The following is a 17,432-nucleotide window of genomic DNA, read 5'->3' on the forward strand; positions in this document are numbered from 1 at the left end:
GCACGGTCAAGGGGTACGCGCGGCTCTCCCGCGCGGGGCGCGGGATGCCGCTCGCCGTGCGCCGCGCGCCGTCAGGGGGCAGATTTGAGCCCTGGGACCCGTCGCGCGGCTCCGCGGAGGAGGTGGTCGGGGTGTCCGACGGGCAGACGTCCACACAGGCGCCGGCGGCCGCGAGGACGCGGGTCGGCCGGCCGCTGCTGTCCCTCGCGCTGGCCTCGATGATGGACGAGGTGCACGGGCACTCCGGTGCCGTGTATCTGTTGTCGGCCGACGAACCCGTACTGGAGATGGCGGTGATGGCCGGGCTGCCCAGGGCGTTCGCGGCGCCGTGGGAGCGGGTCGGGCTGAGCGCGCCGATCCCGGTCGCCGAGGCGGTGCGCGAGCGGCGGCTCGTGTGGATCCCGGGCGAGGAGGACATGGCGGCCCGCTTTCCGCGGATCGCGGTCGTCCTGCCGTATCAGTTCGCGCTGGCCGCGCTGCCCGTGGCCACCGAGACCCGCGCCTACGGCGCGATCTTCGTGACCTGGCCCGGTTCACACCCCCCGGAGCTGTCGGAGCGGGACCGGGACCATCTGACGGCCGGCTGCCGGCGGCTCGCGGTGCGGCTGGAGCGTGCCATCGAGGCGAGCCGCCCGCCCCTGCCGGAACCCGATCTGGTCGCCGGGTCGGCGCTCGCTGGCACGCCCGGCCGGTTCGGCACGGTGGAGGCGGCGCGCATGGCGTCGCGGCTGCCGTACGGGCTGTGCTCGCTCGACCTGCACGGCCGGATCGGCTTCGCCAACCCGGCGGCGGCCGAGCTGATCGGCGTCCCCGTGAGCCGGCTGCTCGGCAACCAGCTGTGGGCGGCCGTCCCGTGGCTCAACGACCCCGTCTACGAGGACCGCTACCGGGCCGCGCTGCTCAGCCAGCAGACCACGTCGTTCCTGGCGCTGCGCCCGCCCGGCGACTGGCTGTCCTTCCGTATGTATCCGAGCACGACCGGTCTGAGCGTGCGCATCAGCCGGGCACGGGCGGTGGCGGAGATGGCCCGCAGCGGGCCGCAGCCCGGCGACGCCCCGTCCCGGCTGGTGACCATCTCCCAGGTCCTGAGCCTGGCCGGCGCGCTGACCGAGGCGGCGAGCGTGCAGGACGTGGTGCAGCTGGTCGCGGACGAGATCGCCCCGGCCGTCGGCAGCCAGGCCCTGGTCGTCCTCGGGTCGCGGGCGGGGCGGCTGCACGTGCTCGGTCACCGGGGCTATCCGGATCCGCACATCGTGGAGCGGTTCGACGGACTGCCGCTGGCCGAGCCGACCCCGGGAGCTCAGGCCCTGGGTACCGGCGTGCCCGCGTTCTTCGAGTCCCAGAACCACCTGGAGCGGCTGTATCCGACGCAGCACTCGATCCCCGACGGCTTCGGGGCCTGGGCGTATCTGCCGCTCATCGCCTCCGGCCGGCCGGTCGGCACCTGTGTGCTCGCCTACGCCGAGCCGCACCTCTTCCCGGCGGACGAGCGCGCCGTCCTGACCAGTCTCGGCGGGCTCATCGCGCAGGCGCTGGAGCGGGCCCAGCTCTACGACGCCAAGCACCAGCTGGCGCACGGTCTTCAGGCCGCGCTGCTCCCCCACTCGCTGCCGTCGCTGCCCGGCATCGAGGCGGCCGCGCGCTATCTTCCCGCCACGCGCGGCATGGAGATCGGCGGCGACTTCTACGACCTGGTGCCGACGGAGCAGGGTCTGGCGGCGGCGGTGATCGGGGACGTGCAGGGCCACAACGTCACGGCGGCCGGGCTGATGGGGCAGATCCGCACCGCCGTACGGGCGTACACGACCGTGGGGCAGGCTCCCGAGGAGGTCATGCGCAGCACCAACCGGCTGCTGATCGACCTCGGCTCCGACCTGTTCGCGAGCTGTCTGTATCTGCGCCTCGACCCGCAGCATGGGCGGGCGGTGATGGCGCGTGCCGGGCATCCGCCGCCGTTGCTGAGGCGGCCGGACGGGCGGGTGCGGGTGCTCGACCTCGCCGGTGGCCCGCTGCTGGGCATCGACGGCTCGCCCGTCTATCCGACGGCGGAGGTCGACCTCACACCAGGGTGTGTGCTCGTCCTCTACACCGACGGCCTGATCGAGTCTCCCGGCGTCGACATCGAGGACGCGCTCGCCGCGCTCGGCCATGTGCTGGAGCAGGCCGGGGATCGTCCGCTGGACGAGCTGGCCGATCTGCTCGTGCGGCACAGCGAGTCGGTGCATGAGCGGGCCGACGACGTGGCGCTGCTGTTGTTGCGGGCACGGGGCTGACGGGCGGTGCGGGTGTGGCCGGACTGCCGGCCCCCGGAAAACGAAGCGGTCCGGCCCTCCCGCCGGAGGGCCGGACCACGTTCGTCCGCGTCACTCTGAGTGTGCCCGGATCATGTGGATCCGGGCGTCGGTGTCAGGGCGTCAGTTGTTGCCGACGCCGTTGCCGACGATCTCGCCGAGGCCGTTGCCCGTGCCGTCGGCGTTCCCGTTGCCGACCTCTTCACCGGCTCCGGCCTCTTCACCGGCTCCGGCTTCCTCACCGGCTCCGGCCTCTTCACCCGCACCGGCTTCCTCGCCGGCACCGGCACCGGCGTCGTCACCGGCGCCCGCTTCGTCGCCCGCGCCGGCCTCGTCACCGGCGCCCGCGCCGCCCGCGGCGTCGCCGCCAAGGGTCGCGCCCACCGCCGCGAGGGCCGTGGTCACCGGCTGGAAGAAGGTCTCGCCGCCGGCCGTGCAGTCGCCGCTGCCACCGGAGGTCAGGCCGATCGCCAGCCCGTCCTGGGTGAACAGGGAGCCGCCGCTGTCGCCGGGCTCGGCGCAGACGTCGGTCTGGATGAGCCCGGTGACCGTGCCCTCCGGGTAGTTCACGGTGGCGTCGAGTCCGAGGACCTGACCGTCGTTCAGCCCGGTGGTGCTGCCCATGCGGAGCACCTGGAGACCGACCTCGGCATCCGCGGCCTGGCTGATCGCGACGGTCTGGTCACCGAGGTTGACCTCGCTCGGGGCCTCGGTCGCCGGGTCGTCGTACTTCACGAGGGCGAAGTCGCCGTCGCCGGGGAAGGTGGCCTGGTCGACGGTGGCGATCGGCTGGCCGCCCTCGGCGTCCGACCACTGCTCGGCCGCGACTCCGCAGTGACCGGCGGTCAGGAAGGCGGGGGTGCCGTCGCCCGCGGTGACGTTGAAGCCCGCGGAGCAGCGCGCGCCGCCGGCGAAGATGGCGTCGCCGCCGGAGAGGAACGTCTTGAAGGTGCCGGCCGACTTCTTGATGGTCGCCATGCCCGAGCCGAGGCTGTCGACGGTCGACTCCAGCGTGTCCCACTTGTCGCCGGTGACGGTGCTGTCGGCGGTGACGAGGATCTTGTTCGTTCTGGGGTCGACCGCCCAGGCCGTGCCCGGGATGGTTGCCTCGGACTTCAGGGTCTGCGCGCCGGACGCGAGCTCGGACAGGCTGTTCTCGACCTCACGGACCTTCGCGCCGGCCTTCGTCGCCTGGACGACCACGTTGTTGTTGTCGCCGGGGATGACGTTGACGACGAGCTGCTGGCTCTCGGCGTCGTAGTACGAACCGGCGAAGGCGTCTCCGAGCATTCCCGCGAGCTGCGAGGCGAGATCCGAGGCGTCCGCGGACTTCAGGGTCTTGGGGGCGGCGGCGTCGTCCGACGCGCCGTCCTGCGAAGCGTTGGCGTTCGGCAGCAGGATCGCGGCCGCTCCGAGCGCCACCACGCTGCCCGCGGCTATCGCGGCCTTGCGCTTCGGGATTCGCTTGTGACTCAAACTTCTCGACCTCCTGGGGGGACGGGGTCTGTGCCGCCGTCTTCGCGGCAGCTGTTCGGGGCGCCTGGTTGGCAATGGGTACGCACGGGCCGGGTGGGGCGTTCAATTCCGTTTGCGGGCAACCGACTCGRGCCACCTATTCGGCCAGGCAACGCGTCCACGGGGCCGGCGGCGGGAACAATCCCCCATATGACGATGACCACCGCCGAAGCCGACAAGATCCTCTCCGCCAACTTCGCCCCCTGGGTACTCCAGCTCGGGCTGCGGGTCGAGACGGTGCAGGACGACCGCGCGATCCTGCGAATGCCCTGGTCGGGGGAGTTGGCCCGGGAGGGCGGCGCGCTGTCGGGGCAGGCGCTGATGGCCGCCGCCGACACCGCGACGGTGATCGCCGTGTCGGCGGCGCGCGGGGCCTACGGGCCGATGACGACGGTGCAGCAGTCGACGTCGTTCCAGCGCGCGGTGATCGGTTCGGATGTCCTGATCGAAGCGGTCGTCACCAAGCTGGGCCGCCGCATGGCGTTCGCCGACATCTCGATCACGGACGAGAGTTCAGGGGAAATCGCGGCCCGTGCCAGCACGGTGTATGCCCTTCTGGGCTGACACGATCTGCCACCGATCAGTAACGGTCGGTTGGGAATCCCGAGCGGAATCTTGGCTTCAGGGAATCTGCACATTCAATACTCAACCAAGTCACCGGGCGCCGAGGTTCTGCACAAGGGGGCTACCGCCGGTCACCCCCTTGAGGCGGGAGTGTCGGATTCGCCACCGCACCGGCATGCGCTTTCCAAGCGGTGGCAACAGCCTGTCCGGGCCGATGCTGTGACGCATGTGAAGAAGTCGCCGACAAGGCGTGCCCTCGTCTGCACGGATCGAGGCCTGTGAGACTCAAGTGCCCTGGTGAGGCCTACGTTTGATTGGAAGCCCGCACCCGCAGCGTGCTTTGATCCATCGCACCGCAGGAGCCACGAACGGTTCCCGGAAACGGGCGCCGGGCGCCAGCGGTCGCGGCCGTCATCTGTCCCCAGAGGGGCCGCTCCCCCTTGTGAAATACCCATTAGGAAGGGAAGTTCCATCATGAACTCCACCCCCCAGGTTGCGACCGTCGAGATCTCCGACGCCGAGCTCGACAACGTCTCCGGCGGCCTGCAGGTCAACGCCGTGAACGGTGCCCTCGACGCCGTCAACGGCATCGCCCCGGTTTCCGGCCTGGTCGACACGGTCGTCGGCACCGTGGAGGGTGTCACCGGCCTGAACACCGCCCCGGTCACGGGCCTGGTCGCCGGTCTCTGATCGCACCTTTTACAACCGCTGAGTCCCGGAGCCGTTCCCCGGCTCCGGGGCTCTTCGGGTGCCGCAGAACAAGCAGGCACCGCCACGCACCACGACCGGCCCACGTGCGCCGGTCTCCGCTCATCATCAGGTGAGGGAAAGTTCCGTGCAGTTCCGCCAACAGGCCCTCGCCAAGCTCCAGTCACCGGAGGAGCTCGACCTTCCGGTGCGCTTCGCCCGCCCCCAGGGCTGGCTGGTCCTCTCCGTGACGGTGGTCGTCATGGCCGCCGCGTCCGTGTGGGCGGTGACCGGCTCGGTGACCTCCACGGTCGGCGCGCCCGCCATCCTCACCCACGGCCAGGGCAGCTACATCCTGCAGAGCCCGGTCGCCGGCCAGGTCACCGCGGTCCTGGCCAAGCAGGGCCAGCAGCTGCCGGCCAACTCCCCCGTGCTGAAGGTCCGTACCGCCGAGGGCGAGTCGGTCGTGCGCACGGTCGCCGCGGGCCGGGTCACCGGGCTCGCCGCCACCATCGGGCAGATCATCTCCACCGGCGCGAATGTCGCCGCCGTGGAGAAGGTCGCCCACACCAAGGACCCCCTGTACGCGACGGTGTACGTCCCGGCCGAGAACGCCGCGTCCATCCCCGACAAGGCCGCCGTGGACCTCACCGTCTCCTCCGTACCCACGCAGGAGTACGGCGTGCTGCGCGGCCATGTGAAGTCGGTGGACCGCTCCGCGCAGTCGGCGCAGCAGATCGCGGCGTTCCTCGGCGACAGCCAGCTGGGTGAGCAGTTCACCAAGGACGGCAGGCCGGTCGCGGTCCTGGTGAAGCTGGACCGCAGGGCGAGCACCAAGAGCGGCTACAAGTGGTCGTCCGCGGACGGACCGCCGTTCTCGCTCACCTCCATGACCGTGGCCGACGCCTCGATCCGGCTGGCCGACGAGCGACCCGTCGATTGGCTGCTGCCGTGAGCGCCGCGGAGCAGACGCGGAGCAGGCGCCGCGCCGCCCCGCCGAAGCGCCCCGTGCCCAAAGGCCGGGCGAAGACCGTCCGCACGCCCACCGTCCTGCAGATGGAGGCCGTGGAGTGCGGCGCCGCCTCCCTCGCGATGGTGCTCGGCCACTACGGCCGCCATGTCCCGCTGGAGGAGCTGCGCATCGCGTGCGGTGTCTCCCGCGACGGCTCACGCGCCAGCAACCTGCTCAAGGCGGCGCGCAGCTACGGCCTGACGGCCAAGGGCATGCAGATGGACACGGCAGCCCTCGCCGAGGTGAAGACGCCGGCCGTCCTGTTCTGGGAGTTCAACCACTACGTCGTCTACGACGGCATGGGCCGCCGCTTCGGCCGCCGCGGCGTCTACATCAACGACCCCGCCAAGGGCCGCCGCTTCGTGCCCATGGAGGACTTCGACGGCAGCTTCACCGGCGTCGTCCTGGTCATGGAGCCCGGCGACGACTTCGCCAAGGGCGGGCGCAAGCCGGGCGTGCTCGGGGCGATGCCGGCCCGCCTGCGCGGCACCGCCGGCACGATGCCCGCCGCCGTCCTGGCGAGCCTGCTGCTGGTGGTGGTCGGCGCCGCGGTGCCCGCGCTGAGCCGCACCTACATCGACATGTTCCTCATCGGCGGCCAGACCTCCCTGCTGGGCGTGCTGTTCGCGTCGATGGGGACCTGCGTCGCGCTCACCGTGGTGCTGACCTGGCTGCAACAGGCGAACCTGCTGCGCGGCCGCATCATCTCCTCCACCCTCTCCAGCGCCCGCTTCCTGCGCCATCTGCTGCGGCTGCCGGTGACGTTCTTCTCCCAGCGCAGCCCGGCCGACCTGGTGCAGCGCCTCCAGTCGAACGACGCCGTCGCCGAGACGCTGGCCCGCGACCTCGCGGCGGCGGGCGTGGACGCTGTGGTCGTCGTCCTGTACGCGCTCCTCCTCTACACCTACGACCCGCAGCTCACGTTCGTCGGCATCGGCGTCGCCCTGCTGAACGTCGTCGCGATGCGCGTCGTCATCCGCCTGCGCGCCACGCGCACCGCGAAGCTGCGCGCGGACAACGCCCGGCTCACCAACACCGCCTACACCGGCCTTCAACTGATCGAGACGATGAAGGCGACGGGCGGTGAGGACGGCTACTTCCGCAAGTGGGCCGGCCAGCACGCCACCACGCTGGAGGAACAGCAGCGGCTCGGCGTGCCGAGCGCCTGGCTGGGCGTGGTCGCCCCGACGCTCGCCTCACTGAACAGCGCGCTCATCCTCTGGATCGGCGGTATGCGCGCGGTCGAGGGCGGCATATCCGTCGGTCTGCTGGTCGCCTTCCAGGCCCTGGTCACCCGCTTCACCGCCCCGATCACCCGCCTGAACGGCGTCGCGGGCCGCATCCAGGACTTCGCCGCCGACGTGGCCCGCCTGAAGGACGTGGAGAACTTCGAGGCGGACCCGCTGTACGGCCGTCCCGGCACCGGCGAGTCGACGCGCCGGCTGCAAGGCCACGTCGAACTGCAGAACATCACCTTCGGCTACAGCCCCCTCGACAAGCCCCTGCTCACCGGCTTCGACCTCACGGTCGGCCCGGGCCGGCAGGTCGCCCTGGTCGGCGGCTCCGGCAGCGGCAAGTCCACGGTCTCGCGCCTCATATCGGGCCTTTACACCCCGTGGGAGGGCGTCATCCGCATCGACGACCAGCGCATCGAGGACATCCCGCGCGGCGCGCTCGCGGCCTCCGTCTCCTTCGTCGACCAGGAGGTGTTCCTCTTCGAGGGCACCATCCGCGACAACGTGGCGCTGTGGGACCCGTCGATCCCGGACGACGCGGTGGTGGACGCGCTGCGCGACGCGGCCCTGTACGACGTGGTCATGCGCCGCCCCGGCGGCATCAACAGCAAGGTCGAGCAGGACGGCCGCAACTTCTCCGGCGGGCAGCGCCAGCGCCTGGAGATCGCGCGGGCGTTGGTGCGCCGCCCCAGCATCCTGGTCCTTGACGAGGTGACGAGCGCGCTGGACGCCGAGACCGAGCAGGTCGTGATGGACAACCTGCGCAAGCGCGGCTGTGCCTGTGTGGTGATCGCGCACCGGCTCAGCACCGTGCGCGACAGCGACGAGATCGTCGTACTCCAGCACGGCACGATCGTCGAACGCGGGCGGCACGAGGAGCTGGTGGCGCGCGGCGGCGCGTACGCGGCACTGGTCAAGGAGCGTTGAGATGACTGCCGTCCACGAGGGTGACCTCGTCCTCGACGCGCTCGGCCAGATGGGCACGCGCATCGACTACGCCGGCTTCAACCGCATCGACCTCGAAGGCCCGCAGGTGCTGTGGCTGGTCGCGTCCGGCGCGGTCGACCTGTTCGCGGTCGACGCCGGCCAGCAGGGGCACTGGCACCACCTCGGCCGTCTGGAGGCGGGCTCGCTGCTGCTCGGCCCGGTCCCGGGACCGCAGCACACGCTGGTCGCCCGTCCGCTCAGGGACTGCGTCGTGCACCGCATCGGGCTGCGCGAGCTGTACCAGCCCGCCAACACCCAGACCTGGTCGTACGACGAGTACGGCAACCCGCAGTACGTCCCGCCGACGACGAGCCCACTGGAGTACGCCCTCGCGCTCGGCGTCGGCCGCAGCCTCACCATCCTCTTCCAGGCACCCATGGCCACGGAACGGGCCGCCGAGGTCACCGACGACGACGTCTTCTGGATGCAGGTGCCGCCGGGCAGCGTGCAGTACGGCTCGCTGTACGGCGCGGAGGCGGCCGCCGACCTGCTGATGGACCCGGCGGTCTGGCAGTCCATGGTCGACCAGCAGTACCGCCTGCTGACCACGCTGGACCGCTGGATCGAGCAGCTGGAGCGCACCCACGAGACGCGCACCGCTGAGGGCATCAAGGCCGGCGAGGCGGTACGCGCGCAGGCCGACCGGACCCTGCTGGCGTCCATCGGCAAACGCAGCGACAAGCGGACGACGGCCGCCGACGCGGACGCCAGCTACGCCGCCTGCAAGCTGGTCGCCCAGGCGGCCGGGATCACCTTGTCCGAGCCGGCGCAGAGCGGCACGGAGAGCGAACGGCTCGACCCGGTCGAGCGCGTCGCCATCGCCTCGCGGGTGCGCACCCGGGCCGTACGGCTGGACGGACGGTGGTGGCGGGACAACGTGGGACCGCTGGTGGGCCATCGGGCGCTGTCGGGTGCGCCGGTGGCGCTGCTGTGGCGGCGCGGCGGCTATGTCGCCGTCCATCCGGCGACCGGCCGGGAGACGCCGATCGAGAAGGCCAACGCGGAGGAGTTCGAGCCGCGCGCGGTGATGTTCTACCGTCCGTTGCCCGACCGCTCGTTGAGCCCCCTGAGGTTGCTGCGGTTCAGCATGCAGGGCACGGGCGGTGACCTCACGAACCTCCTGATCAGCGGCCTGGTGACGGTGGTGATCGGTGCGCTGGTGCCGATCGCGACCGGCAAGGTGCTCGGCGAGTTCGTGCCGAAGGCGCAGACCGGACTGATCGTGCAGTTCTGTCTGGCCGTGATGATCAGCAGTGTCGTGGCCGCGGCGTTCATGCTGCTGCAGAACCTGACGATCCTGCGGCTGGAGGGCCGTATCGAGGCGACGCTGCAACCGGCCCTGTGGGACCGGCTGCTCAGGCTGCCCACGAAATTCTTCACCCAGCGCTCGACGGGTGAACTGGCCAGCCAGGCCATGGGCATCAGCGCGATCCGCCGGCTGATGGCCGGAGTCGGCCCTGTCGTCGCCTCGTCCCTGACGGTGGGCGGGATGAATCTGGCGCTGCTGTTCTGGTACAGCGTGCCGATGGCGCTGGCGGCGATCGGCATGCTGGTCGTGATCGCCGCCGTGTTCCTGGGTCTGGGGCTGTGGCAGGTGCGCTGGCAGCGGCGGCTGGTGGTGCTGAACAACAAGCTCAACAACCAGGCGTTCCAGACGCTGCGGGGCCTGCCGAAGCTGCGGGTCGCGGCGGCCGAGAACTACGCCTACGCGGCCTGGGCGTCGCAGTTCGCGCACAGCCGTGAGCTCCAGCAGAAGGTGGGGCGGATCAAGAACCTCACCACGGTGATGGGCGCGGTGTATCTCCCGCTGTGCACGCTGCTGATGTTCATGCTCCTTGCGGGACCGGCGCGGGGGTCGATGTCGGCGGCCGCGTTCCTCACCTTCAGCACCTCGGTGACGATGCTGCTGACCTCGGTCACCCAGCTGACCGGCGCGTTCGTGTCGGCGGTGGCCGCGCTTCCGCTGTTCGAGGAGATCAAGCCGGTGCTGGATGCCACGCCGGAGGTGCGTACGGCGAGCACCCGGCCGGGCCCGCTGACCGGTTCGATCGAGGCGCGCCGCCTGTCCTTCCGGTACTCCGACGACGGTCCCCTGGTCCTGGACGACGTGTCCTTCGACATCCGGCCGGGCGAGTTCGTGGCGATCGTCGGCCCCAGCGGCTGCGGCAAGTCGACGCTGCTGAGGCTGCTGATCGGCTTCGACAAGCCGGTTTCGGGCAGTGTGCTCTACGACGGGCAGGACCTGGCCGCGCTCGACCAGTCGGCCGTGCGCCGCCAGTGCGGGGTCGTGCTCCAGCACGCCCAGCCGTTCACCGGGTCCATCCTGGACGTCATCTGCGGCACCGAGCCGTACACGCCGGAAGAGGCGATGGCGGCGGCCGAGATGGCGGGGCTCGCCGAGGACATCAACCGGATGCCGATGGGGTTGCACACCATCGTGTCGGGCAGCGGCGCGATCTCCGGCGGGCAGCGCCAGCGCCTGATGATCGCCCAGGCGCTGATCCGCCGGCCGCGCATCCTCTTCTTCGACGAGGCGACCAGCGCCCTCGACAACGAGACGCAGCGCACGGTCATCGAGTCCACGAAGGCCCTCAACGCCACCCGCATCGTCATCGCGCACCGCCTGTCCACGGTGCTGGACGCCGACCGCGTCATCGTGATGGAGGACGGCAAGGTCGCCCAGCAGGGCCCGCCCGCTCAGCTCCTCGCGGACACGAGCGGGCGGCTGCACGAGCTGGTGCGACGCCAGATGGCCTGACCGTCAGGCGTCCACGCCCGGGATGGCGGCACCGGAGGGGAATCCGGCGGCGACATAACCGTCGTAGAGCCCCTTCCAGGGCGCCTCGTCTCCGGCGTGCGGCACCTCGAAGCGCTCCCCGCGCGCGTACGCGTCGAGGGCGGTCAGGCACACCTCCCAGCCGGCGCCGTTGCGGGCGGCGGTGTTCTCGGCGACGAGGACGTTGGTGAGCGTGAAGCGGGTGTGCCCCTCGTCCAACGCCTCCAGGTCGAAGTGCAGCTCGTCGCCACCCCACTCGAAGGACAGGTGGCGGGGCTCGTCGACGGCGATGACGCGGCCCGTGGAGTCCTCCATGTTCGGGTCGCCGCCGAACGTGATCGTGCCGCCGGGGCGCAGTTCGATCTCGGCGCGGGACGGGAACCAGTGGGCCAGTTCGTCGACGTCGGTCACGAACCGCCAGACGCGCTCGACGGGATGGTCGTAGGTGCGGCTGAAACGGACGGCCGGGCGGCCGTCGTCGAGGGTCAGATAGGTGCCGGTGAGGTCGGCGCTCATGGTGGATCAGTCCTTCGTGGTGGGTCCCTCGGGGTCGTACGAGGTGTCGTCCGGCGTCTGCCGTGTCTCGTCGAGACGGCGGCCCAGGGCGTCCAGGCTGCGGTTCCAGAGCTTTCGGTACGGGGCCAGCCATGCGTCGAGTGCGGCGATCGGGGCGGGATCGAGGGCGTAGACACGGCGCTGCGCGTCCTGCCGCACCCGCACCAGGCCGGCCTCCCGCAGCACTTTCAGATGCTTCGAGGTGCTCGGCTGGCTCAGCCCGCATGCCTCCACGATCTCCCCGACGGACCGCGGCCGCTCGAGGAGCAGCGCGACGATGGCCCGCCGGTGGGGATCGGAGAGGGCGCTCCAGAGGGAGGCGTCGTCGGACATGAGTCCAATATGCCTCGACGGTTATATTCTCGTCAAGGAATACGAAGAGTCGTCGACCGGCAAGGCGTCAAGCCTTGAAGGGCGAAATTCACCAGGTCGAGTGAACTAGATCTTGCGCAGGGCGCCGCAGGGATGCTCAGCCCCGCCCCCGGGTAACAACCCGGATCGAATGCGCCCCTGCCGAGGTGGAGCGGACATGACGCCGGACGCCGACGACCGCGCCCCGTATCCGACCGAGGACCTGGCCGTGGACCCCATGGGCCCCAAGCCGCCCCCGGCCAATCCCCATGCCCGCACCCGCATATGCGGTCCGTTCACGGTGGTCGAGGTCATGGGCGAGATCGATCTGGCGACGGAGGCGCTCCTCGCCGAGCATCTGAACGCGGCGGCCACCGGGCCGGAGTCGGACGTGCTGGTCGACCTGCGGCGGGTGGACTTCTTCGACTGCTCGGGGCTGCGCGTACTGTGCCGGGCCGAGACCCGGACCAGGGAACACGGTGGTCGCCTGCGCGTCGTCTCGGACGCGCCGCGGATACTGCGGCTGTTGCGCGGTGCGGGTCTGCTGGGCCGCTTCCCTCTCCTCCCCGGGATCCCCGGGGAGGACAGGTGACGAGGCAGTGTCACGAGGTGCCGACCGGGCGGCCCCACTCCGCCCGGCCGGCCCCCGATACGAGATCGCAGGGGCCTCCTCGGCACAGCTCACACTCCCCATCCGCGAGCCTGCGCCGAACTGCRCGGGGACCGTGCGATCCCGGTCCCTAGAACGCGAAGAGGCTCGCCCCGTAGGAGCTCTTCACGCACTCGTTCGCAAAGGTGCGCTCATAGGAGACGCGCTTGCCCTGCCAGACCCCGTCGACCGTGACGACCACCGGGTCGTACTGCTTGGTACACAGAGCGCCCTCTCTGCCTCTCAAGGCGTCGAAGTCGCCGTTCACCCCGYGCAGTTCGGCGCAGGCCGAGCCTGGCGCGGGGTGCGTGCCCGAGGCCGTCGGGGCGCAGGTCAGGGTGACCGCGCGTGCCGGCGAGGACAGGGTGGCGCTGTCGCCGTAGCCCACGGTGAGCACCAGGGCCGAGGGGGCGTAGAGAGAGGCGGGGGCGGCGTCCGGGGTGGCGAACCCTCCCCCGCTCCCTCCTTGACGGAGGTCGAGTCCCACGGCGTCGACCGCATCCCCGACGCCGAGCGCACCGCGACGCCGCTGGATCTGTTCCGTCTCGCCTTCGGCGGCGCCAACACCTTCTCCACCTGTGTCCTCGGGGCCTTCCCGATCCTGTTCGGCCTCTCCTTCTGGCAGGGCCTCGCGGCCACGCTGCTCGGAGTCGTGGCGGGCGCTCTGATCCTGTGCCCGATGGCCGTGTTCGGACCGGTCAACGGCACCAACAACGCCGTCTCGTCCTCCGCGCACCTCGGCGTGCACGGCCGGGTGGTCGGCTCGTTCCTGTCGCTGCTGACGGCCGTCGCGTTCTTCTCGATCTCGGTGTGGAGCTCCGGCGACGCCCTGGTCGGCGGCGCGCACCGGCTGTTCGGCCTGGATCGGGGCAACCTGTCGTACGTCGTCGCGTACGCCCTGTTCGCGGGACTGGTCCTCGCGGTGTGCGTGTACGGCTTTCGCTTCATGCTGTTCGTCAACAAGGTCGCCGTGCCCTCGGCGAGCGTGCTGTTCCTGATCGGCGTGATCGCCTTCGCCGGTGACTTCGACCCGTCGTACGCGGGCGTGTTCACGGACTCCGCGGACGCGGCGACACAGTCGCTGTTCTGGCCGTCGTTCATCGGCGCGGCGCTGATCGTGCTGTCCAACCCCGTCTCGTTCGGGGCGTTCCTCGGCGACTGGTCGCGCTACATCCCGGCGTCCGCCCCGCGCCGCAAGGTGATCGGTGCCGCCTTCCTGTCGCAGATCGCGACGCTGCTGCCGTTCGTCTTCGGGCTCGCGACCGCGAGCATCATCGCCACGAAGGTCCCCGAGTACGTCGACCCGGCGGCGCCCGACTTCGTCGGCGGGCTGTTGGCGATCTCACCGGGCTGGTACTTCCTGCCGGTGTGTCTGCTGGCGCTGATCGGCGGCATGGCGACGGGCACGACCGCGCTGTACGGCACCGGCCTCGACTTCTCGTCGGTCTTCCCGCGGCTCACGCGGGTGCACGCGACCCTCATGGTCGGCGCGCTGTCGATCGCGTTCATCTTCGTCGGGCGCTTCGCGCTCGACCTGGTGCAGTCGATCTCGACGTTCGCCACCATGATCATCACCTGCACCACACCCTGGATGGTCGTGATGATGCTCGGCTACTGGACCCGTCGCGGCTGGTACGACCCCGACGCCCTCCAGGTCTTCAACCGACGCCAGCGCGGCGGCCGCTACTGGTTCGCGCACGGCTGGAACTGGCGGGGCATGACCGCCTGGTGGGTGGCCGCGGTGGTCGGCGTGCTGTTCACCAACATCCCCGGCCAGTTCGTCGGCCCGCTGGGCGATCTGGCGAACGGGGTGGACATAGGCCTGCCGCTGTCGCTGGTCGTCGCGGCCGTGCTGTTCCTGGGGCTGCTGCGGGCTTTCCCCGAACCGAGGGCCGTGTACGGGCCCGAGGGGGCAAGGCTGGCGCGGACCGTCGAGGTGCCGGTGCGGCCGATCACCGGGCCGGGTGCGCCGGGTGACGGGGAGCCGTTGTCAGACCCGTCCGCTACGTTGCGGGCATGACCGATTTCGTGCTGGTGGCGGGAGCGTGGCTCGGGGCGTGGGCGTGGGACGAGGTGGCGGTGGAGATGCGGGCGGCCGGGCATGACGTCCATCCGCTGACGCTGTCCGGCCTCGCCGAGAAGCAGAAGGTGCCGGCGCCCGGGCAGTGGACCCACGTCGAGGACATCGTCGAGGCGGTGGAACACCTCGATCTGCGGGACGTCGTGCTGGTCGGGCACAGCTACTCGGGCGTGCCGGTCGGGCAGGCCGCCGTCCGGATCGGGGACCGGCTGAAGCGTGTGGTGCTGGTGGACGCCAATGTCGCCGTGGACGGGGACTCGTTCCTGTCGGGCTGGCCGAGCGACGAGGTGCGGGCGGCGATCGTGAGGAACGACGGCTCGTGGCCGCCGCTCACCGCGGCCGACTGCGCGGGCCAGGGACTGACGGACGAGCAGATCGCCCGTTTCGTCGACGGCTCGACCCCGCACCCGGGCGCCACGCTGACCGAACCGGCGGTCATGCCCCGCCCGTTGGGCGAAGTCCCGGGCACCTACGTCAAGTGCCTCCTCGACGGCGAGGAACCATGGGGCGCCGCAGCCGAACTCCTCAGGAGCGACCGCTGGGAGTTGGTGAACATGGACACCGGCCACTGGCCGATGTTCTCCCGGCCGCACGACCTGGCCCGCATCCTGCACGAGTCGGTGACCGCCCCCTGATCCACTCGCACCCCTACCGGTCGGTATGGTCTGCGTACAGCGCGTTCTCAGTGACGAGAGGCGGGGCGTACGCATGGGCAAGCACTGGGCGGACTTCCAGTACGAGATCTATCTGAACGGGATGTCGGGAGCCGTACCCCGGCTGCCCACCGATCTGACGCGACTGGAGGAGCTGACCGAGCGGCGCCTCGGCCCCGGCCCGGTCGGCTATGTGGCGGGCAGCGCGGGCAACGGCAGCACCGCACGCGCCAACCGGACGGCCCTCGGGCGACGCAGGATCGTGCCGCGCATGCTGCGGGACGTGCACGAGCGGGACCTGTCCGTCGAGGTGCTCGGCCGCGCCCTGCCCGCGCCGATCGCCCTGGCGCCGATAGGCGTGCTGTCGATCATGCACCCGGACGCGGAGTGCGCGGCAGCCCGGGCCGCCGCCGCGCAGGGCGTGCCGTTCACCCTGTCCTCGGCGTCCAGCACCCCCATGGAACAGGTCGCGCAGGCCATGGGGGACGCCGAGCGCTGGTTCCAGCTGTACTGGCCGAAGGACCCCGAGGTGGCCCGGAGCTTCCTGAGCCGGGCGAAGGCGGCCGGGTTCAGCACGCTCGTGGTCACGCTGGACACGCCGATGCTGGCCTGGCGCCCGCGCGACCTCGACCAGGCGTACCTGCCGTTCCTGCACGGCGTCGGCACCGCCAACTACTTCTCCGACCCCGCCTTCCAAGCCGGCCTGGCCAAGCCGGTGCACGAGGATCCGAACGCGGCCGTCATGCACTTCGTCGGCATGTTCTCCGACCCCGCCAAGACCTGGCCGGACCTGGCGTTCCTGCGGGAGAACTGGGACGGCCCGATCGTCCTGAAGGGCATCCTGCACCCGGACGACGCGCGTGCTGCCGCCGACGCCGGGATGGACGGGGTGGTCGTCTCCAACCACGGCGGCCGCCAGGTCGCCGGTTCCGTCGGCGCGGCCGACGCCCTGCCCCGGGTCGTGGAGGCGGTCGGCGACCGGGTGACGGTGCTCTTCGACAGCGGCATCCGCACCGGCGACGACATCTTCAAGGCGCTCGCCCTCGGCGCGAAGGCGGTGCTCGTCGGACGGCCGTACGCCTACGGGCTCGGCCTCGACGGACAGGCGGGCGTCGAGCACGTCATCCGCTGTCTGCTCGCCGAACTCGACCTCACCCTCGCGCTGTCCGGGCACGCAGGACCCGCCACCATCGGCCCCGCCGACCTCATCGAGGAATCCGCATGACCGCCACGAAGAACGTCCTCGCCGTCATCTCGCCCCACGTGGGCGGCCGTGCCATCGGCGCCGGCCTCGCCACGCTCTTCCCCGAGGACGCGAACGTCACCGTCGTGGAGGCGGCCGACGAGGACCGGGCCGCGCTCGGCTCCGCGCACGTCATCATCACCGCGCTCTCCCCGGTCACCGCCGAACATCTCGCCTACGCACCGGAGTTGCGGATGGTGCAGTGCGCGAGCCACGGCTTCGACTATGTCGACCTGGACGCGGCACGCGAGCGTGCGGTGAGCGTGTGCAACATCGGCTCCAGCGGCGCCGAGGCGCAGAACGTGGCCGAGCAGACCTTCGCCCTGATGCTCGCGCTCGCCAAGCAGCTGATCCCCGCCCACACCGCGCTCGCCGACGCCGACTGGGCACTCCCCCGGCTCCAGAACTCGCTGACGGAGCTGTGCGGCAAGACGCTCGGCATCGTGGGCCTGGGCCAGATCGGACGGGAAGTCGCCCGGCGCGCGGTCGCGTTCGACATGAACGTCGTCTACGCGGGCCGCCGACGTCTGCCGCCTCGGACGGAGGCCGAGTTCGGCGATGCCCGTCACGTCCCGCTCGACGAGCTCCTGAGCACCGCCGACTACGTCTCGCTGCACACCCCGCTCACCGACGAGACCCGGCACCTGCTGAACGCCGAGCGACTGGCGCTGCTCAAGCCGACGGCGTTCGTGATCAACACCGCGCGGGGCGCCCTGATCGACCAGGACGCCCTCGCCGACGCACTGGAGAAGGGCGCCCTGGCCGGAGCGGGCATCGACGTCTTCGACCCCGAACCGCCCACCCCTGCCCTGCGCCTGCTGCGCGCCCCCAACG

The 17,432-nt window shown here is 71.1% G+C and carries 15 protein-coding genes; 11 read left to right on the plus strand and 4 right to left on the minus strand.

Features of this window, described 5'->3' with window-relative positions; all coding sequences use genetic code 11:
- Window positions 1–122: 122 nt before the first annotated feature.
- Window positions 123–2,273 carry a PP2C family protein-serine/threonine phosphatase gene (locus EAO75_RS30655; RefSeq protein WP_147998398.1) on the plus strand — a complete coding sequence of 717 codons (2,151 nt, stop codon included), beginning with the start codon at window positions 123–125 and terminating at the stop codon, window positions 2,271–2,273.
- Between the two features lie 141 nt (window positions 2,274–2,414).
- On the opposite strand, the gene EAO75_RS30660 is transcribed toward EAO75_RS30655, so the two are convergent.
- Window positions 2,415–3,767, minus strand: coding sequence for a S1 family peptidase (locus EAO75_RS30660; protein ID WP_147998399.1), 1,353 nt, complete (start codon window positions 3,765–3,767; stop codon window positions 2,415–2,417).
- A gap of 189 nt (window positions 3,768–3,956) precedes the next feature.
- On the opposite strand from EAO75_RS30660, the gene EAO75_RS30665 reads away from it, so the two are divergent.
- The 5 genes from EAO75_RS30665 to EAO75_RS30685 all read left to right on the plus strand — a co-directional run bounded on the left by EAO75_RS30665 (window position 3,957) and on the right by EAO75_RS30685 (window position 11,049).
- Window positions 3,957–4,370: a PaaI family thioesterase gene (locus EAO75_RS30665; protein ID WP_147998400.1), complete on the plus strand. Its 414-nt coding sequence runs from the start codon at window positions 3,957–3,959 to the stop codon at window positions 4,368–4,370.
- A 474-nt stretch (window positions 4,371–4,844) separates the two neighbouring features.
- Window positions 4,845–5,060 carry a hypothetical protein gene (locus EAO75_RS30670; protein WP_030950723.1) on the plus strand — a complete coding sequence of 72 codons (216 nt, stop codon included), beginning with the start codon at window positions 4,845–4,847 and terminating at the stop codon, window positions 5,058–5,060.
- 145 nt (window positions 5,061–5,205) lie between these two features.
- Window positions 5,206–6,012, plus strand: a complete 807-nt coding sequence (locus tag EAO75_RS30675) for an HlyD family efflux transporter periplasmic adaptor subunit (RefSeq protein ID WP_147998401.1) — start codon at window positions 5,206–5,208, stop codon at window positions 6,010–6,012.
- The gene (locus EAO75_RS30680) at window positions 6,009–8,231 is read left to right on the plus strand and encodes an NHLP family bacteriocin export ABC transporter peptidase/permease/ATPase subunit (protein WP_147998402.1); all 2,223 of its coding nucleotides are present in this window, start codon (window positions 6,009–6,011) and stop codon (window positions 8,229–8,231) included. Before EAO75_RS30675 ends, EAO75_RS30680 begins: the two co-directional genes overlap by 4 nt.
- A 1-nt stretch (window position 8,232) precedes the next feature.
- A complete protein-coding gene (locus EAO75_RS30685; protein ID WP_147998403.1) occupies window positions 8,233–11,049 on the plus strand; it encodes an NHLP bacteriocin export ABC transporter permease/ATPase subunit in 2,817 nt (938 codons plus the stop codon).
- 3 nt (window positions 11,050–11,052) lie between these two features.
- On the opposite strand, the gene EAO75_RS30690 is transcribed toward EAO75_RS30685, so the two are convergent.
- Complete coding sequence (locus tag EAO75_RS30690) at window positions 11,053–11,583, minus strand: SRPBCC family protein (protein ID WP_147998404.1); 531 nt, start codon at window positions 11,581–11,583, stop codon at window positions 11,053–11,055.
- Window positions 11,584–11,589: 6 nt separating this feature from the next.
- Entirely contained in the window at window positions 11,590–11,955 is a 366-nt protein-coding gene (locus tag EAO75_RS30695) for an ArsR/SmtB family transcription factor (RefSeq protein ID WP_147998405.1), read from the minus strand.
- A gap of 196 nt (window positions 11,956–12,151) precedes the next feature.
- Between EAO75_RS30695 and EAO75_RS30700 the strand changes: the two genes are divergently transcribed.
- Window positions 12,152–12,565, plus strand: a complete 414-nt coding sequence (locus tag EAO75_RS30700) for an STAS domain-containing protein (protein WP_147998406.1) — start codon at window positions 12,152–12,154, stop codon at window positions 12,563–12,565.
- Window positions 12,566–12,713: 148 nt separating this feature from the next.
- Here the strand turns inward: EAO75_RS30700 and EAO75_RS30705 are convergent, their stop codons facing one another.
- Window positions 12,714–13,109, minus strand: coding sequence for a subtilase-type protease inhibitor (locus tag EAO75_RS30705; RefSeq protein ID WP_147998407.1), 396 nt, complete (start codon window positions 13,107–13,109; stop codon window positions 12,714–12,716).
- On the opposite strand from EAO75_RS30705, the gene EAO75_RS30710 reads away from it, so the two are divergent.
- The 4 genes from EAO75_RS30710 to EAO75_RS30725 form a co-directional block, all read left to right on the plus strand.
- Window positions 13,089–14,642 carry a purine-cytosine permease family protein gene (locus EAO75_RS30710; RefSeq protein ID WP_147998408.1) on the plus strand — a complete coding sequence of 518 codons (1,554 nt, stop codon included), beginning with the start codon at window positions 13,089–13,091 and terminating at the stop codon, window positions 14,640–14,642. The two genes, EAO75_RS30705 and EAO75_RS30710, sit on opposite strands and share 21 nt — an antisense overlap.
- Window positions 14,639–15,337: an alpha/beta fold hydrolase gene (locus EAO75_RS30715; RefSeq protein WP_147998409.1), complete on the plus strand. Its 699-nt coding sequence runs from the start codon at window positions 14,639–14,641 to the stop codon at window positions 15,335–15,337. The genes EAO75_RS30710 and EAO75_RS30715 overlap by 4 nt, the downstream gene beginning before the upstream one ends.
- A gap of 73 nt (window positions 15,338–15,410) precedes the next feature.
- The gene (locus EAO75_RS30720; protein WP_147998410.1) at window positions 15,411–16,580 is read left to right on the plus strand and encodes a lactate 2-monooxygenase; all 1,170 of its coding nucleotides are present in this window, start codon (window positions 15,411–15,413) and stop codon (window positions 16,578–16,580) included.
- A partial coding sequence (locus EAO75_RS30725) for a 2-hydroxyacid dehydrogenase (protein ID WP_147998677.1) occupies window positions 16,577–17,432 on the plus strand: 856 nt, incomplete at its 3' end. The genes EAO75_RS30720 and EAO75_RS30725, both read left to right, overlap by 4 nt.

Origin of the sequence: Streptomyces sp. UW30, assembly GCF_008042075.1 — a bacterium.
GTDB lineage: Bacteria > Actinomycetota > Actinomycetes > Streptomycetales > Streptomycetaceae > Streptomyces.

Excerpts from the sequence above, each read along its gene's own strand:
- EAO75_RS30665 (WP_147998400.1), top strand. The coding sequence starts at position 3,957 with ATGACGATGACCACCGCCGAAGCCGACAAGATCCTCTCCGCCAACTTC.
- EAO75_RS30670 (WP_030950723.1), top strand. The coding sequence starts at position 4,845 with ATGAACTCCACCCCCCAGGTTGCGACCGTCGAGATCTCCGACGCCGAG.
- EAO75_RS30685 (WP_147998403.1), top strand. The coding sequence starts at position 8,233 with ATGACTGCCGTCCACGAGGGTGACCTCGTCCTCGACGCGCTCGGCCAG.
- EAO75_RS30690 (WP_147998404.1), bottom strand. The coding sequence starts at position 11,583 with ATGAGCGCCGACCTCACCGGCACCTATCTGACCCTCGACGACGGCCGC.
- EAO75_RS30695 (WP_147998405.1), bottom strand. The coding sequence starts at position 11,955 with ATGTCCGACGACGCCTCCCTCTGGAGCGCCCTCTCCGATCCCCACCGG.
- EAO75_RS30700 (WP_147998406.1), top strand. The coding sequence starts at position 12,152 with ATGACGCCGGACGCCGACGACCGCGCCCCGTATCCGACCGAGGACCTG.
- EAO75_RS30715 (WP_147998409.1), top strand. The coding sequence starts at position 14,639 with ATGACCGATTTCGTGCTGGTGGCGGGAGCGTGGCTCGGGGCGTGGGCG.
- EAO75_RS30720 (WP_147998410.1), top strand. The coding sequence starts at position 15,411 with ATGGGCAAGCACTGGGCGGACTTCCAGTACGAGATCTATCTGAACGGG.